The sequence below is a fragment of the Endozoicomonas sp. ALB115 genome, from assembly GCF_049310245.1.
Taxonomy (GTDB): Bacteria; Pseudomonadota; Gammaproteobacteria; order Pseudomonadales; family Endozoicomonadaceae; genus Endozoicomonas.
This window is the reverse complement of record NZ_JBLYZG010000085.1, coordinates 1-16578: the sequence shown is the minus strand read 5'-3', so window position 1 is coordinate 16578 and position 16578 is coordinate 1. Positions and strand designations below refer to the sequence as shown.

18 protein-coding genes are annotated in these 16578 nt (G+C 50.8%); 4 read left to right on the top strand and 14 right to left on the bottom strand.

Annotated features, from left to right (window positions below; all coding sequences use genetic code 11):
- Both ACO6VE_RS22285 and ACO6VE_RS22280 read left to right on the top strand, forming a co-directional pair.
- A partial coding sequence (locus ACO6VE_RS22285) for a transposase (RefSeq protein WP_422463514.1) occupies positions 1-210 on the top strand: 210 nt, incomplete at its 5' end.
- A gap of 126 nt (positions 211-336) precedes the next feature.
- A complete protein-coding gene (locus ACO6VE_RS22280) occupies positions 337-1218 on the top strand; it encodes a hypothetical protein (RefSeq protein WP_422463512.1) in 882 nt (293 codons plus the stop codon).
- On the opposite strand, the gene ACO6VE_RS22275 is transcribed toward ACO6VE_RS22280, so the two are convergent.
- A complete protein-coding gene (locus ACO6VE_RS22275) occupies positions 1219-1539 on the bottom strand; it encodes an HPr family phosphocarrier protein (protein ID WP_422463510.1) in 321 nt (106 codons plus the stop codon).
- Positions 1540-1745: 206 nt separating this feature from the next.
- Between ACO6VE_RS22275 and ACO6VE_RS22270 the strand changes: the two genes are divergently transcribed.
- Positions 1746-1988, top strand: coding sequence for a hypothetical protein (locus ACO6VE_RS22270; protein WP_422443766.1), 243 nt, complete (start codon positions 1746-1748; stop codon positions 1986-1988).
- 136 nt (positions 1989-2124) lie between these two features.
- Here ACO6VE_RS22270 and ACO6VE_RS22265 read toward each other — a convergent pair whose 3' ends face one another.
- From ACO6VE_RS22265 to gspC, 13 genes are all read right to left on the bottom strand, one after another.
- Positions 2125-3315, bottom strand: a complete 1191-nt coding sequence (locus ACO6VE_RS22265) for a protein kinase domain-containing protein (RefSeq protein ID WP_422463508.1) — start codon at positions 3313-3315, stop codon at positions 2125-2127.
- 248 nt (positions 3316-3563) lie between these two features.
- Entirely contained in the window at positions 3564-4349 is a 786-nt protein-coding gene (locus ACO6VE_RS22260; RefSeq protein ID WP_422463506.1) for a type II secretion system protein N, read from the bottom strand.
- Positions 4350-4371: 22 nt separating this feature from the next.
- Positions 4372-4908, bottom strand: a complete 537-nt coding sequence (gspM, locus tag ACO6VE_RS22255; RefSeq protein ID WP_422463504.1) for a type II secretion system protein GspM — start codon at positions 4906-4908, stop codon at positions 4372-4374.
- Positions 4908-6167 carry a type II secretion system protein GspL gene (gene gspL, locus ACO6VE_RS22250; protein ID WP_422463502.1) on the bottom strand — a complete coding sequence of 420 codons (1260 nt, stop codon included), beginning with the start codon at positions 6165-6167 and terminating at the stop codon, positions 4908-4910. The genes gspM and gspL overlap by 1 nt, the downstream gene beginning before the upstream one ends.
- Positions 6167-7261, bottom strand: a complete 1095-nt coding sequence (gene gspK, locus ACO6VE_RS22245) for a type II secretion system minor pseudopilin GspK (RefSeq protein WP_422463500.1) — start codon at positions 7259-7261, stop codon at positions 6167-6169. The genes gspL and gspK overlap by 1 nt, the downstream gene beginning before the upstream one ends.
- Entirely contained in the window at positions 7258-7887 is a 630-nt protein-coding gene (gene gspJ / locus ACO6VE_RS22240) for a type II secretion system minor pseudopilin GspJ (protein WP_422443754.1), read from the bottom strand. Before gspJ ends, gspK begins: the two co-directional genes overlap by 4 nt.
- Entirely contained in the window at positions 7884-8267 is a 384-nt protein-coding gene (gene gspI / locus ACO6VE_RS22235; RefSeq protein WP_422444724.1) for a type II secretion system minor pseudopilin GspI, read from the bottom strand. The genes gspJ and gspI overlap by 4 nt, the downstream gene beginning before the upstream one ends.
- Complete coding sequence (gene gspH, locus ACO6VE_RS22230; protein WP_422443752.1) at positions 8267-8863, bottom strand: type II secretion system minor pseudopilin GspH; 597 nt, start codon at positions 8861-8863, stop codon at positions 8267-8269. Before gspH ends, gspI begins: the two co-directional genes overlap by 1 nt.
- Positions 8864-8872: 9 nt before the next feature.
- Positions 8873-9310: a type II secretion system major pseudopilin GspG gene (gene gspG / locus ACO6VE_RS22225; RefSeq protein WP_163372384.1), complete on the bottom strand. Its 438-nt coding sequence runs from the start codon at positions 9308-9310 to the stop codon at positions 8873-8875.
- A gap of 113 nt (positions 9311-9423) precedes the next feature.
- Positions 9424-10677 (bottom strand): type II secretion system inner membrane protein GspF, encoded by a 1254-nt coding sequence (gspF, locus tag ACO6VE_RS22220; RefSeq protein ID WP_422443750.1) that lies wholly within the window; start codon positions 10675-10677, stop codon positions 9424-9426.
- 6 nt (positions 10678-10683) lie between these two features.
- Positions 10684-12189: a type II secretion system ATPase GspE gene (gene gspE, locus ACO6VE_RS22215; RefSeq protein ID WP_422463516.1), complete on the bottom strand. Its 1506-nt coding sequence runs from the start codon at positions 12187-12189 to the stop codon at positions 10684-10686.
- A gap of 122 nt (positions 12190-12311) precedes the next feature.
- On the bottom strand, positions 12312-14540 hold the full coding sequence (gene gspD, locus ACO6VE_RS22210) for a type II secretion system secretin GspD (protein ID WP_422463498.1): 2229 nt from the start codon (positions 14538-14540) through the stop codon (positions 12312-12314).
- Positions 14541-14566: 26 nt separating this feature from the next.
- On the bottom strand, positions 14567-15460 hold the full coding sequence (gspC, locus tag ACO6VE_RS22205) for a type II secretion system protein GspC (RefSeq protein WP_422463496.1): 894 nt from the start codon (positions 15458-15460) through the stop codon (positions 14567-14569).
- A gap of 313 nt (positions 15461-15773) precedes the next feature.
- Between gspC and ACO6VE_RS22200 the strand changes: the two genes are divergently transcribed.
- Entirely contained in the window at positions 15774-16505 is a 732-nt protein-coding gene (locus tag ACO6VE_RS22200; RefSeq protein ID WP_422463494.1) for a hypothetical protein, read from the top strand.
- The last annotated feature ends 73 nt before the right edge of the window (positions 16506-16578 follow it).

Here is a 16578-nt window from a genome sequence, read left to right as displayed (position 1 = left end):
AAAACTGTTCGACGACACAAGCCACTTATCCTGAACTGGTTCAAGGCGAAAAAGGCGTATTCCAGCGGTATCGTTGAGGGTCTGAACACCAGGATAAAACTCACTACGAGAAAATCATACGGTTTCAGAACCTACAGATGTGCGGAAATCGCGTTATATCATACGCTTGGCAAGTTACCGGAACCGGAAATGACCCACAGATTTTACTGACGAGGCCTTTATTAAGCCTTTTGTTTATCTGTTGTTTAAAAAATTAAAATAGGCAGATAATCCACAGGCTAAATGCTGGATATAACATATACTGATCAGATCTCAATGCTCAATAGGTTGTAGTTTATGATCTGGAAGACTCTGTTTCCCATATTCATAATGAGCTGTGTACTGTTGGATGTTAATTGTTTGGCTGCTGCGCCAAACGATGAAAATAAATCAGATGATTGCTTTTTAAAAAACAGGATCTTTAACGTTGTTGTTGGTGAAGAGTACAGTGCACCCATTCGGTTCGGAACATTGGAAGCTAACAGTATTAAGAGAGACTCTGTACATTTCGGAATGAAGGGCAACGATTTGCACTATGCCTTCACTCTTACCCTTAATCTGACAGATCCTGAACACTCAAAAAGGCTGTACTATGAGGTAAAAAACCTGATTCCCGCCGTCAGGAAAACGCTGCCTGAACCCAGGTTCACCAGAAATAGTGTTGATATCATTGGGGCCTGTGACCAAGAGCATTTTGTGATTGTAATGCCCCAGGCGGGCAATGAATTTTCTTTTCTCAGGAAAGCGCAGGATATGAGTATGCCTCATGGTTCTGGGCTTATGGTGGAAGGGCATCTTGTTTCATCGCACGTTCCCGACGATTCTTCTGGATCTCCAGATAAAAAATTAAGAGTAAGCTTCAGCTCTTTTGCTGACAAGCTGATGGAAAAAAAGCTGAGTCACCTGGAAGAGCAGCCTGAGGTTCCTGCAGTTATTGTTGAGCTCGAGGAGGGTGAGTTGGCTCAGGAATTATTGGATATGAAAAGTGATGAATATTATCACTCCGCAAAAATGTATGAAGAGACCTATGCAAAAGTCACCAGGAAAGATCATCAAGGGTTAAAGGGTATTGACAGGCAAATTGACGATTTGGAAAAGGCGCATATCGCCCTTTACAAACAGATTGAAGATATATTGAGGGATTTTCAAAACCAGATAGAGCAGATCAGGTTAAGATGATCAACCGGGCGCTTCATGGCATGGTGGCATGGATAGATAGCGACAATCGCTGGTCTTTCCTTCGCCAATCAGGCTTTCGATAATGACTTTCAGTTGTTCCATTGCCGCTGCTTCATCGCTCCCTTCAATGGTCAAAGTGATCATGTCGTTTTTGGTGATACCGGCAGACATGAGCTTCATCAGGCTTTTGGCATCGGCCTTATGTCCCTTGTTATCAACGGTGACCGTACTGACAAACCCTTGGCACGCTTTGACAAATACAGCGCCAGGGCGAGTGTGCAGGCCGTTTTCATTAGTTACTATGATTTGCGCAGTTTGCATGGTTTCCGGCAAAAATATCAGCTTGAGTGAGTTTGACCCAATGGAGCTATCGAGAGGGTTGGCTGCTTAATCCTCCCACAAAAGAGTTTCCATGTTAATGATCCCTGTCATTTTTGATGAATATGCTGGTGGTAAAAACTGAGTGTTGTGTGGCAAGCTCAAAACCATCTGCTACGCTATTTATTCCAATAACAACAGGTGGACATATGGCTCATAACAGACATAGTGATGATCCTATGGAACGCATGGAAATCAGTATCAGGAATACACAAGACGGCATTCAAAGACTGTTCCTGCACAGCGCTAAACATGAACAAGCTATTGAATCGCTTCAGCAAGATGTCAGCTCACTTCAGCAAGATGTTGGGAGGTTGCGCCATGAAACCCGTGAACGCTTTGACAAGATAGAAGACACTCTTGCCATCATTGTGAACCACCTGCAGAAGTAACAGACACATAGCGATGGCTTCCACAGGACTCTGCCTGTGATGAATGCTCCCGACATGGAGGTCTCTACCATCGTCGTTAACTGAGAGTAGTGTCCTTGAAGGAATTGCCCCGTAATAAGTGCAGCATTAACAGTTCCTAAGCTCCAAATGCTGCCAGATCAACTTCCTCCAGGAACGGGCTTTTCAGTGCTTCTGCCACAGTCATCCGTTGACTTGGGTTTTGATGCAAAAGAGCTTTCGCCAGTTGGATCGCTTCCTTGTTAACGCCCATACGTTCCATTTCGGCAATGGCCTTATCCCGTCCATCGAGTTTGTATTCGATCGTCTCCACAGCGTCTGACAGGTCTGATCGATAGAAGTAACGCTTCCCGGTAAACATCTCTGTCAGCAATACACCCAAAGACCAGGCATCTTCAGCCTTTAAGTTGGCATTTTGGAAAATCAGATCATCGGGTGACCTGTAGCCAGGGGGGCAAAGAGCGATATGCAGCACAAAGTCTGTCGGGTTGTAAACCTTGGGGGTTAAATCAATCTCCGGGTCGCCCGCAGTTCTGGCTAAGCCAAAATCGATCAGCTTCAGGCGAGCTTCGCCATCAATCACAAAATTTTGCGGCTTTATATCCCGATGGACATAACCTTTTTCGTGTAATGAAGCAACCGCTAAAGTAGCTTGTTTGAATAAGTGGGCAAGCAGTTTTTCATCCTTGTGGGAGATGGCATTAACTGTTGCAGGATCGTTCCCGGGCTGGGTGCCTGTGTTGTGCAATGCTTCGATTAAGGAACCCATACTTGTGCCATGAAGTGGCGTATGGATCACGCCGTCAATTAATTCATGGGGTATTACATAATCACCGGCGCATCTCAAGGCCACTTCACACTCTTTTTCGGGGGAATTGATTTCTTCGAGCAGTGGGTCCACCTTATCTTGTGCCTCAACCATTTGCTCAATAGTGATAATGTTATTGAAACAGCGTTGGGATAATGCATCAACTATGTTGCTACGCATAACTTCAGTGACTGTTCTCCCATCTGCATGGGGCTTTTTGGCCACCATGAAACGGTGTCCATGGCGGCATAGTTTCGCACGGCCAAAGGTACCCTCACCCAGATCTTCCATAGGCTGGCCATGTCGATTCGTTAACGAAACAGGACGTTCAGACACCCGGCGGAAATCTTTGTACCGCATATAAGCATACACTCGCTGGAGCTTTTTCTTGCAAGCCAGAGCCAGTTCTTTCAAGTTTCGTCCCTGCCAACTGCCTTGTTTCTCTGGAGTGGGCTCTTTGATACGGTGGGGATGATCTATCATGGATTTTGTTATTTTCATGGTGCTATTCCCTGTGAGTGTTAGATTTCCCTATTACCTGAAAATTCCTTACAAGTAGTTAACCATTTTTTTTCATATAGATGCCTGACAGGCTGGTCAGCCAGGGTAACAGCTTGATTTTCGTGGAAAAGAAGAAGTGCAAAGAGTCAGACAATGACCGAAGCCTGAATAAAGCTCCGGTTTTTTACAGGGCTCCTAGACCCCGGTATTACGCCATTGCATCACCGGGGAATTGACTGGTATCGAGCTTATTTGATCGAGCTTTTGAAACTAAAGGCGTAGGCACCATTGCTGTCCGGCTGCCCCAGAAAAGCCAGCCCTTGTTTCATCGGAGCAGGTAGCGACGCATCGGGCGTCATTTTTCCGGTAAAGGTATAACGGCCACTGGTGCTCAGCTGAAAATCGCCATAGCTGTTTATGATGGATGATGTCTGTGTCACCCTGGCGATCAGGCTTCGGTTCTGACAGTTTAATTGTGCAGTTGAATTCCCCAGATCAAACTGGCCGAAGGGTGAGGTTAATCCACTGTTTGTGAGTGCTGCATTACCATTAATATTCAAACACCCTTTGTCGTTTAAAATAAGCTCATCCAGTTCCAGCAGGACGTTACCTTGTACTTCAACGGGAATATTGCCGACTGTCGTGTCTTGTAAAGATGCGAGTAGCCACGGCGCGGTGGTATCCAGTTCGACATTATTCAGTGTCAGCGTCTGTCGGTTAATCACCACCGTTCCCTGGCCTTCAACAGGGGATGCTGCATTGCCCAGCTCCACCGAAACCTGAACCTCACCTTTCAGGAGCGAGGCGGGTTCAATCTGCCAGCGGATGGCTGGTAACGCCAGCGGCTTTCGTGACAACGTCAGCGTGACGCTTTCGGCGGCTCCTGACCATAGAGTGCCGGTAATTCCAGACATGTTGACGGGTAATTGCCGGGTTGGCAGGTATTGCCAAACGGTTGCCGCCGACAAATTGGCTATCAGAAAGCCGTTGTAGCTGACCAGACCAAGCGTCGAAAGCAGTATAACCTTACCCATTTTTCCCTGTGTCATATTCTGATCAACCACGTTCAAGCTGCAGGCGACGTACTTCAACAAAGCCACTGGTATCCGTGGCTTCCAGTTGTATGTTGGCCACCTTGATCCGATGCTGTTGTTCCAATGTTGTCAGCCAGCCTATCAGTTTATCGAAGCGGGCATTGGCCAGATCAATATCCAGCGTGTCGTCCTGGCCATTGGCTCGCTGAACCCGCTGGATTACCAGCTGATATCTGCCCGCCAGCTGGTGGATGGTCTGGTCCATGGGCGTATTGCTGACAGGGCGGGCAGCGGCACCTGAAGCTCTCAAACTGAGGACCTGCTCCGCCTGCTGTTGTATCTGCGTCAGCTGTGCGCGGCTGGCAGCCACTTTCTTCTCTGCCAGTGCCTGCTGATTAGCAAGCGGTGTCATCAGGCCCTGCCAGATCAGCCAGATAAACAATGTGACCAGTGCCGTGGCGGTGAGCCACTGCTCCCGCCGGGAAAGCTGCCGCCAGCGGGCAATCATGCTTTGCCAGAAAGGGCTGGCGCTGTTTATGGTATTGGTAAGGAAGCTCATCAGGACACACCTCCTGAAATAACCAGCATGCCAGTCACTGTATCTCCGGTACGTTCAAGGGCTTCTATGGCAATGGTCAGCCCTTCGCCCCGGTTAAGATCTTGTTCAAACTGTTCCCGGAAACGGGTGAACACCTCGAAGTCACTGGCTTGTGCCTGAATACGCAGACTTTGTCGTGCACCTTCTCTGGTGTTGACAGTGAAAGCCATGGAACTGGCTTGCAGCTCGGGGAATGCATTCAGCACCGGGGTAATTTGGGCCAGCATGGCCAGCATACTCTGTGAGGTTTCTTCTGGTTGCTGTAACGCGGCCAACTTCTGCCGCATCTGGGATTGCAGCCTGACAACCCGTTCACCCGGAAACAGCTGCCGGTAAATATTGTTGGCCTGCTGTTGATAAGATGCCGCAGTCTGTTCCAGTTGATGGGTTTCCAGCACCGAGTGAGTGGTTACCAGAATCAGCAGCAGGCAGGCCATCAGGGCGGTGGACCACCAGGGCAGCAGTCGTTGGTGCCAGGGTGAGGCAGGCTGCCATTGCCCCTGCAGCAGGTTGAGTGGTGAATTACCGGCCTGAGGGGTCAGCAGTGTTAATGGTGCCGAGGCATGTTGCTCTGTTTCCAAAAACGTCAGTTCAGGATGCTCCTTTTTCAGGCCATCCATAAACAGCGTTAACCACTGTGACTCACAGACGGCTGTCTGCCACTGGCCATATCGGGCAATGGTCAAATCATCAATCTGCAATAAACGGCACTGGTTTTCTTCGATGGGGAGCATCAGGGCATCGGGTACCCAGCGTTTGGTTATCACTCGGGCATTGGTCAGCCAGCCTTGCCACTGTGCCATATCGGCCTGTTTGATGACGGCCAGATGAGCCTGACTGTCCCCATGCTGGAGAACGGCAACGTGCAGGTCTTCAACATCATCACCCAGCTCTTCTTCCAGACGCCAGGGAAGGGACTGGCGAACAGCGGGGGTCAGTCGTCCCTGAATAGTCAGAGTATGCAGTGTCACCCGGGCTGATGGCACCAGAATGGTAACGGCCATCGTAGCAATTGGCTGACCGGACAATGTCCCGCTGCTGACGGTTGTGTCGGCATATTGTGCAATAAAATCCGATACTGTTGGCCAGAAACCATGGGCAATAGCGTGTTCTTCATGGTTGTCCTGCAGCGTTTCAGTGGCGATATCCGCCGGGCAAAGCTGCCAATAAACCGGTTGTTCGTGATGCTCCGGTAACCTCAATAGCAGGTGAGGATTCATTAAACTCCTCCAAATTTACGGCGAATGACCGTTAATTGGTTGTCTTTGGAGCGAGCCAGGAGAGTGTTCAGTCTGACTTCGCTTGCGCCGTAATTGGCTATTGCATGCATTTCAAAATAGTAGCTGACGATGGTCAGACGTTTGCCTGCGTCAGTACTGCTGAAGTTGGCCAGCAATGGCTGGCTGGTGAAATCGGCCACCGCATCCCATCCTTCCCGTGGCCGGGTTTCCAGAATATTGCGTGCCTGATCAACGGGCAGCTGATCAATATAGAGCGCGGCCAGTATTTCCGGTTGGTCAACAGGAATGGTATTCACATTGATGGCCAGCTCGGTACTGGGCAGGGCACAGAGGTAAGGCATAACTTTTTGGGCGACGGACGTTGATACTCCCGCCACGGCACGCCATTCACTGATATCGCGCATCAGGGTTTTGCTGCTTAAATAAGGGAGTGGCCGGGTGAGGTAATCCAGGTCACTTTCGCCTTCCCGAAGAGCTTCACTGCTGACCCAGTTTCGGGTTGCCCGGGTAATGCTGTCTGACTCCCACTGTGGTATTTCCAGGTATTGCAGCAGGGCAGAAAATACCTGACTTTCAGGTGACTGCTGTAATGTGTCGTTCGCTTCTGTAAGCGGCTTGGCCAGGGCATTGATATTAAAACAGGATTGTGAGTCTTTCAGTTGACCGGCAATCTGGCCGCCTTCAACCGGTAATACTACATTGTTGGTGGCCCAGTACTGCCCGAGATGGGTGATGTCCGGATCATCTTCAAAGTTCTGTTTCAGTGTTTTGATCGCCAGGCTTTCCCCGGAAAAGGCATACCAGCGCGCCTGCTCCCGTTGCTGCATGGATTGGGTTCTGGTCAACTGGGTGCGGAAGGAGAGCGTTAACTCATTGGCCAGTAAAACCAGCAGTGTCAGCATCAGCAATACGCTCAGCAGGGCAATGCCTTGCTGGCGATCAGGGTAATGGGCTTTGCTACTGCCTTTGTGTCTGGAACAGCAATTACCACGGAGGCACAGAGACACGGAGACAAGAAAACCTTTCTCTGTATCTCTGTGTCTCTGTGGTGAATCATTATTTAAACCGGTCATAATGCAGGCTGCCAGGATGCTGGCAGTATATAGCGTCGCTCTATACGTCCAAAGTCGCTCATATCAAACTCAATTTTCAGTCCTTCCGGTAAAGAGCCTTCAGCCAATAACAGAGAGTCCCGCCACTGACCATTGATGTAAAAACTGAATTTCAATGAGTTGATATCGGTTAATAAGATCTGGGTAACCGGCTCGACATTGATGGATGCAGGATCGAGGACATGATGATACTGGCGCTCCAGACGGTTATCACGGAGCCGATAAAAGACCCGCTGCAATTCCGGCCTGGGTAACCGGTAGTCCGGGTTGTGCCAGCCATGGCGCACAAGTGCCAGTGCTTCATCGTCACTGTCCAGCATCTGCGAGTCGCTGAACAGGCTTTGCGCCGTGACCCGGTTATCTACCCGGGTTCCCCGGTCGGCAATTTGTTGCAGGTCCTGGTCAATCAGCAACAGCGTGTATTGCAGTTGTCGCAGGCGCTCATTTTTAGTCAGTACAACATCATGGGCGGTCATCACGCCCTGAAAAATCTGCCAGGCACTGAGGCTGATGATGCTGAAAATAGCGATGGCCGCCAGCATTTCCAACAGGGTAAAGCCCTTTAGCTGTCGTTTGATCTGCATCATCCCTGTTTGACCATATAGCTTCTCAGTGTCGCCAGTACCGGACTTTGTTCGCCCTGTTCACCGCGTACTTCAACATCAATCGCCCGGAAATCGTTATCAGCGGTTTTGATACTGCGAAAACGGACAAACCACTGCTGTCCAGCCAGTTCATGCTCTGCCCGTTGCCAGCTGAGTGTTGGCCACTGCTGTGTCAGATGAATGTCTGTCATCTGATTATCCGCCACCAGTCTTGCCAGGGTGCGTTGTTCCAGTATCGGCGTGTTGCGCACACTTTCGCCGCTCATGGACAGTACCGACATCCCGGCAATGGCCAGCAGTGCAAGGGCCAGCAGTACTTCCAGTAAAGTAAAACCCTGTGCCGCAGAGACTCTGGAAGGCATCACCGTTGAACTCCTTCCATCAGGGCGATTTCGCCATGTTCTTCGATATTGATAGACAGGGCGTGCCTGGGGTCATCCGCAGAAAAGAGCTTTAACTCTGCCGGTGAAATCTCTCCGGAGGCCCAGAAGAACAGATCTGGTTCAGCCTTAGGTTCGGAGTCTGATAAAGACGCTTTATCGTCAGTGTCAAAGGTAAAACCTTTATCCTGTTCCAGTGTTTCTCGCCAAACCGACTCACCAGGCAAAATGGCCAACCGCAGGGCCTTATTCAATGCGACCGGTGAGAGGGTCCGGTCCTCGCTGACTGGCTGCCATTTCCCCTGCTTATAAACCAGAAATTGATAGCCTTCGGTCGTCTGTTGCAGCCCCATATCCATACCATGGAGCAGTGCTTTTTCCTGCGAGGTGTGAGCCAGCATGATCAGACGTCGGGCCTCTTTCTGCATAAGTGCACCACTGTCGTCAGGTATCAATGATGGAAGAATGGCGGATATGGCTAACCCCAGGAGTACCATCACCAGCATGATTTCCAGCAGTGTGAAACCGTGCTGGTTTACTCGCTGTCCTGTTTCGGAGTGTGTAACGTCGTTAGCCATTGGGCGTGGTTAGCTATCCAGGTTCCAGTTACCGGTATCATCATCGGTGCCTGGCTGACCATCCGGGCCAGCGGAGAAAATATCCACAGGACCGTGTTCCCCCGGACTCAGCATCAGATAATCGTTACCCCACGGGTCTTTTGGCAGACGACGAATGTAGCCATTGTCACGGTACGATCTGGGCTCCGGGCTGCCAGACGGTTTGCTGACCAGCGCTGCCAGTCCCTGCTGGGTGGAGGGGTAGTTGTTATTTTCCAGCTTGTACATATCCAGTGCATTTTCCAGGGCAACGATATCACTCACCGCTTTTTGCAGATCGGCCTTATCTTTATTGCCGATAATGTTGGGGGCAACCATACTGGCCAGTACGCCAAGAATGACAATCACCACCATGATTTCCAGCAGGGTAAAACCTGACTGCTTTTGTCTTTTATTAAGAGGGTTCATTGGTTTTTCCTAATGGTCTGATACTGGTTTTTACCACAAAGTTTATTCTGAAGTCTGGCTCCAGAATGTAAGTACGATATGCATTCCCACCGGACCCTGAAGGTACACAAACATCAACCGCCTACCAGTGAGTTCAGGTCCAGCATTGGCGTCAAAATGGCCATAACGATAAACAGTACGACACCGGCCATGGAAACAATCAGCAATGGGCCGAAAATGCCCAGTGCGATATTTACCTGGGATTCAAATTGCTGATCCTGATTATCTGCCGCCCTGGCCAGCATGCCGGTCAGTTCACCGGACTTTTCACCGCTGGCAATGATGTAAAGCATCATGGGGGAGAACAGTTCGGTCTGCTCCAGTGACTGCCAGAGGGAAGACCCCTCCCTGACCCGCTCAGCGGCCTTGAGCAGTGACGTCTGCATGTGTTGATTCACCAGCACCTTTGCTGCAATCCCCATTCCTTCCAGTAATGGCACGGTACTGCTGGTCAGTATGCTCAGGGTTCTGGCAAAACGGGCACCATCGACTCCGCTGAGAACACTGCCAATCAGTGGCAATTTTAGTAGCCAGCGGTCGTGTACCAGTCGGCAGGTTCGGCTTCGCTGCAGGATCTGTTGGCGTATTACCAGGGTGACAAGTAGCGCCATGGCAATGCCCGGTCCATAGGCACGAACAAAGTCACTGATGCTGATCAGAGTGAGCGTCATGGTGGGCAGCTGTTGCCCCATATGGGCAAACTGTTCAACCACCGTGGGGACCACGGTCACCAACAATGCCGCCACAACACCAATGGCCACCAGTGTCAGGATGGCCGGGTAGATCATGGCCTGAATCAGTTGCCCTTTGATTTTCTGGCGGTGCTCGGTAAAGTCGGCCAGCCTTTCCAACACGCCATCCAGGTGGCCTGATTTCTCCCCAGCCGCCACCATGGAACGGTAAAGCCGGTCAAAGGTTTTCGGGTAGCAGGCCAGGCTGTCCGCCAGCGATTGCCCTTCAAGAATTTTTGAACGAACCGTGGTGACGATGGATTTCAGGTGCGGTTTGCGCAGCTGTCTTACCAGTGCCTGCAGACACTCTTCCAGGGGGATGCCCGCAGCAACCAGCGTCGCCAGTTGCCGTGTCAGCAGTGCGACTTCCGCATCGGTTGCCTGTCTTTGCAACAAGGAGCGAAACAGGCTGCTCGATGATGAACGTTTATTTTGGGTCGTATCCGACGTTTCCTGGCCGGTGGCTGCACTGACGGCGATGGCATTGAGTCCGGAAACCCGCAGCTTTTGCCGCACCTGACGAGGTGAGTCGGCTTCTATGACGCCTTTACTTTTTTTCCCTTTGGCATCCAGGGCTTCGTAAGCAAATACGCTCATAGGCTGTTATTCCCTGGTGACACGCATCACCTCTTCCAGAGTGGTGATGCCGCTGAGAATTTTTCTGAAACCATCCGTTTGAATACTATTCGACGAATGACGTATTTCCTGTTCAATGACTTGTTCACCGGCACCATCATGAATCAGCTGGCGCACCCGGTCATTGACCAGAAACAGTTCATGGATGCCGGTTCGGCCACGGTAACCCGTGTTATGACACGCCTCACAACCGGTGGATTGCCACAGCAAATGGTTTGCTGAAAGCCCCATCAGGCTGATTTCAAGGTCGGTGGCAGGGCGTTGTTGTCGGCAGTCCGGGCAGAGTGTTCTGACCAGACGCTGGGCCAGTACTCCCAGCAGGCTTGAGGCCAGCAGGAAAGGCTCAACCCCCATATCCCTGAGGCGGGTGATGGCACCGACGGCGGTATTGGTGTGCAGTGTGGAGAGTACCAGGTGTCCGGTTAACGACGCCTGTACGGCAATTTCGGCGGTTTCCAGGTCACGGATCTCACCGATCATGACCACATCCGGGTCCTGTCGTAGAATTGCCCGCAGCCCCCGGGCAAAGGTCATATCCACCTTTGGATTAACCTGGGTCTGGCCAATCCCCTCCAGTTCGTACTCCACGGGGTCTTCAACCGTGAGAATGTTGCGCTCACTGTTGTTAATAACACTCAGCCCTGCATAGAGCGTGGTACTCTTGCCGGAACCGGTAGGGCCGGTGACCAGAAGGATGCCATGGGGTTTATGCAACTGCTCCCGAAACTGTTGGCAAAGTGTGCCTTCCATGCCAAGACTGGCCAGGTCCAGCCGGACACTGTTGCGATCCAGCAGACGCATAACGATCCGTTCACCGTGGCGAGAAGGCAGGGTTGAGACACGAACATCGACGGCACGGCCACCAAGACGAAGGGATATACGACCATCCTGGGGAATACGTTTCTCCGCGATGTCCAGCCTGGCCATGACTTTTACCCGGGACACCAGCACGGCTGCCAGCTTGCGCTGGGGACGGAGGATCTCCCGTAAAACACCATCAACACGAAAACGAACGGTCAGGTTTCGCTCAAAGGTTTCAATATGGATGTCAGAGGCACCTTCCTTGATGGCCTCGCTGAGCATGGCATTGATCAGGCGGATAATCGGTGCACCGTCGTCGGCTTCCAGCAGGTCTTCATCTTCTGGCAGTTCTTCTGCCAGGGCCTGAAGACCTTCATCATTGCCGATGTCGTTCATGAGTTGTCGTGCAACGGAGGAGTCCTGTTGATAATGGTTGGCCAGTTTCTGCTCAAACTCATCATCGTCCAGGGCTGTCAGGGTCAGTGATACGCCTGCGAAACGTCTGACCTCCTGCAGTGCTGCAGTAGACGGCAGCCCTTTGTACCAGACCTGAGCATTGCCCTGGTCATTGTATGTGAGCAGCAAGTTAAAGCGACGGGCGAAAGAGAACGGCAAGTTGCGTTTTCTTTCCGGGCTGACAGAGTCTGGCCCGGGGGTTACCGAATCCCTCATCCGTTTCTCAATGGTCAGGGCCAGCGCTTCACTCAGGGCTTGCTCTTCCCATTGTGATGTTCCATGGCTTAAAGCTGTATCAGGGCTCAGGGCTGTATCAGGGTTCAGGGCTGCTTCGGTCATTACCTTTCCCCGCCGGTACGACGAACTGGTTTTATGGATGCCTGAGTTGAGGCTTTTTCCAGCTCGACAGCCTTTTCAGCTTCGGCAGACTCTTCATCCATCTGACGTCTGAGTTCATCAAGGAAATCCCGGGCCGTTGGCTGTTCCGGGAGCACCGGGGTGTCGAAACCGGGCATCAATGAAATACCCCGGCCCTGCCTGTCCAGCTGGTAAGCACGGATAAGGTCGTACTTCTGGCCACTGATGGCGTTCATGGTCAGATCATCCCGAATAATGGTCGGACGAAGGAAGACCATCAGGTTCTTCTTCACCTTTTTGCTGGAGGTCGAACGGAACAGATGACCAAGGACGGGTATATCACCCAGCAGCGGTACTTTTGAAACACTTTCCTGGACGTTTTCATCCAGCAGTCCGCCTATAACAACGGTATCCCCGGTTTTCACCATCACCGATGTTTTTACCTTGCGGGTGGCAAAGGTCACATCAACGGGAGTGCGGCCATTAACGCTGGAAACCTCCTGCTCAATGGTCAGTTTAACGGCATCTCCGGCATTGATCTGTGGCGTGACGGTCAGTTTGACACCCACTTCTTTACGCTCAATGGTCTGGTAAGGGTTATCGTTACCGGAGCTGGGCGTGGAGCCAGTGAGTGTGGGCACTTCATCACCGACAATAAAGGAGGCTTCTTCATTATCCAGAGTCAGCAGGCTTGGTGTCGCCAGCACATTGGACTGGCTGGATGTGGTGACGGCCTGAAGCAGTGCGGTCCAGTCACCGGAGGTGATACTGAAGGCTGCGCCGGAGACCTTTGCCAGTGCTGCGGCAAGGGCGGTGTAATCCCCATCTTTATCCGGGTTTGTGGTAGTGATTAATTGGCCTGTATTGGGATCAGTCGTAACTACGGTTGATCCTTTCTCACCTTCAGCCTCTTTCATCCCCATCAGAATTTCCCCGATAGGAACGCTTGAACCATCCTGGAACTGCATCAGACTGGTGCCATCTGCGTTGGCCAGCTGGAATGACAGGTTAATGCCATCCCCATCCGCCACTTCAACAATAATGGCTTCCACCATCACCTGGGCACGGCGGATATCCAGCTGCTCAATCACAGATTCCATGGCCTGCATCACATCAGGGCGTGCGGTGACCACCAGCGCGTTGGTCTGCTCATGGACTTCAATGCTGTAATCACCGGACGCGCTTTTACTGCGGTTACCAGAGGCAATCAGCATTTTACCAACGCCGTCCAGTACCTTTTTCAGGTCTTCTGCTTTGGCATAGTGGAGATAGAAGACACGGATATTACCAGTGGACTTACGCTCGGCATCCATCTGCTGCAACAGGCTTTTCATGCGTTGCAGGGTCTGGGTATCGGCAGAGAGAATGATCTGGTTGCTGGCCTCGTTGCTGACAATGACGGGGGGCATACCGTTGGCTTTCTGACCCTGTCCGGCGTAGATCGACATAAGAATCCGTTCCATCTCACTGGCGGAGGCATGGAACAGCTGGACAATCTGAATATTGCGCATGCCTGCCTGATCAACACGACGAACCACCTCGGCAACACGCTCAAGGTTATTGGCCCGGCCACTGAGAATCAGAATATTCGACGGATCGTAATGTACGACACTGCCTGAATTATCAACCAGTTGTCGGAGAATAGGTGACAACTCACGGACAGGCACATGGTTTACCGGCAGAACCCAGGTGACCATCTCATCACCACCATGGGCGACCTGTTCGCCCAGCTTTTTACCGGCCACCACTGGTATGGACGAGGTGCGGGCATTTTTGTCCGGTATGATTTTGACCAGGCCATTTGCATCTTCAACCGCCGCGAACCCATGAACGGACAGTACCGACAGAAACATCTGATAGTACTGTTGCCGGTTCAGTTGCTCATAAGCCCGGATAGTCACCTCACCCCGAACGCCGGGATCAATAATGATGGTGCGGTTCAGGTTGGCACTGACCGTGCGGATAAACTCTTTAATATCCGCCTTGTCAAAACTGGCGGAATACAGGGAATGGGCGGATGCATAACTGCCCGTTCCCAGAGAGTTATAGTTCGGTGCAGAAGAACTGCTGGCCAGTAAAGCGGGTGATAAAGGCAATGCCAGCGCAAACGGTATGGCTGTTAATAGCGCCTGCGGCCAACGCAGGGATAAAAAACGCGTCCTGGATATCAGTGCACGGATTTCCCCTGCGCACACCGACGATGAAAACATAGCGGCACCTTTGTATATCTTAATAATCAGGAAGACAGGTCAATCTCAAAACGCTGGCCATCCCTCTCAATGGTTAATGAGAGCTGAGTCATTGAAGACAGTTGTCCAATGACTTTCATGGCTTCACTGGTGTTTGTCAGGTCATAACCGTTGATAGCCACAGCCATATCGTTGGCTTTAAGGCCAAGCTGAGAAAAATAGTCCGGATATTTGGCCGGATTGACCCGGTATCCCTGCAATTTCCCGTCTCTGCGCACGGGTGAAATGGTCACGATCTCTGTCCAGGAGTCCGGTTTATCCTGAAGCTTTCGGCGAATATCGGCAACAGCACGGCTTTTGGGACGGTTTGCTGAGGTTGTTTGAATAGCGGGGCCTTTTCTGGCTTCATCCGGGTACATCAGCAGTGATTCGTACCGCTCACCATTACGAATGATGACCCGGTCAGCATAAATCCTGTCCACTTTTGCCCGTGTCCCTTTCAGCGTGTCGCCGGGCCGATAGGTGGCATCAGAAGACCCGGAACGAATAATGACCAGAGATTCATCCGGGTTACTGCTGGCAACCAGGCCGGTGATGCGCACCGCCAGGCGTGACACGGGGACATCTTCCGGAACAGGAGTTTGCTGTGGGGCGGGTGGTTTACCAAACAGCTGCAGGTTTTCCAGCGCAGAAAGCGGATTGTTGTTGGCCGTAGTTCGGGCTGTCGGGATCTGTGCCTTGATACTTTGGACTGTTGAGTGCCCGGTCGGGTTATCTGGCAGAAGCTGCCATGTGATCATAGCCAGCTGTCTGGCAAGCAGGATAATCAGAATAACCTGACAGAGTGTTCTGAGGTGATTGAGCCTGAAAAATCCGGAGGACGTCAGTTGGCGTGCAATAACGCTTCCATGGATAATTATTGTGTTATTCAGTGACGTCACAGCTTGCTCTCGTTTACATCAACTCAGTCCGAGTCGTTTACCAGGTTGTGCTGGTCTTTGGTTTGTTTAATGGTTTGACAATATAACAAAAAAGATTGTCAGCGTCTTTTAGGTATAAAATCTAAGTTTTCTGTTTAATTCTCAGCCGTTGATTTTTTTTAGTTCCTGCAACTGGATTTGGATATTTTATAACCTGAACGATTAGCTTTGTCAGCAGTGAAAAAAATTGAACTTATGCACGAACACCCAGTCAATAAAAGTTGTAACTCTGTATGTCAATCAAATAACGTGAATGGCAGGAGCGCCGACAACGATGAATCCTTTAGCACCTGATACTCTTGTGTTGGCTCAGACAACATCCCGGAAACATGCACAAACGCCAGGACAGGCGTCAAACAATGGGAAACTGGAGTTTTACTATGATGCATCCTGGCTTGGCTTTGAAGAAGAGAAGTGCCTGGAGGAGTTGCAGGCAAAAGTTGCTACTACTCAATTACATGCCGCAATTATCAACTATGAATTATTTCAGAATGTTCTTTTGAACAAATACGACCTGTCAGATTGTGCTGTTGATGACAGGTCAAAAAAATTCATCATTAACCTGATGATCGCCGATTTGATCAATGTCCGTATGGCAAATGGGCGAACAGGCATAAAAGCGTCCTACGACCGCATTCAAAGTGTGGGAGATTGTATCAAAAGCCTGGAAAAGCTGATTACAGAGGGTTGGGACGACGAGTCAGCAAAAAACCTGGCCAGTAATCTCGCATTTGAACGTCGGGATCTGGCGATTACCATGCCAGAAGGATATGATCACCACCGGGGGATGACGATCAAGGTGGGCACTAAACAACTCTCGTCGTTCAGATGCAGGGCGCGCGACGCCTACATTCGTGAAAACTCAGCATTATTTGCCCACGATGGAGCAGCAGAGAAAATAATCAATGCCCTGACGAAGTTTGGCCAGCAAATAGCTAATGCATACGCTCCGGGATTGTTTCCACTGCAACCACAAAAATTCAACCTCCCTGAATTCAAGTCATAAATGCATAACCCATGATTTTTCTTGCATCTATTCCGGTTAACTCCTTGAATGCCTCATAAGGAGTCTTGTAACC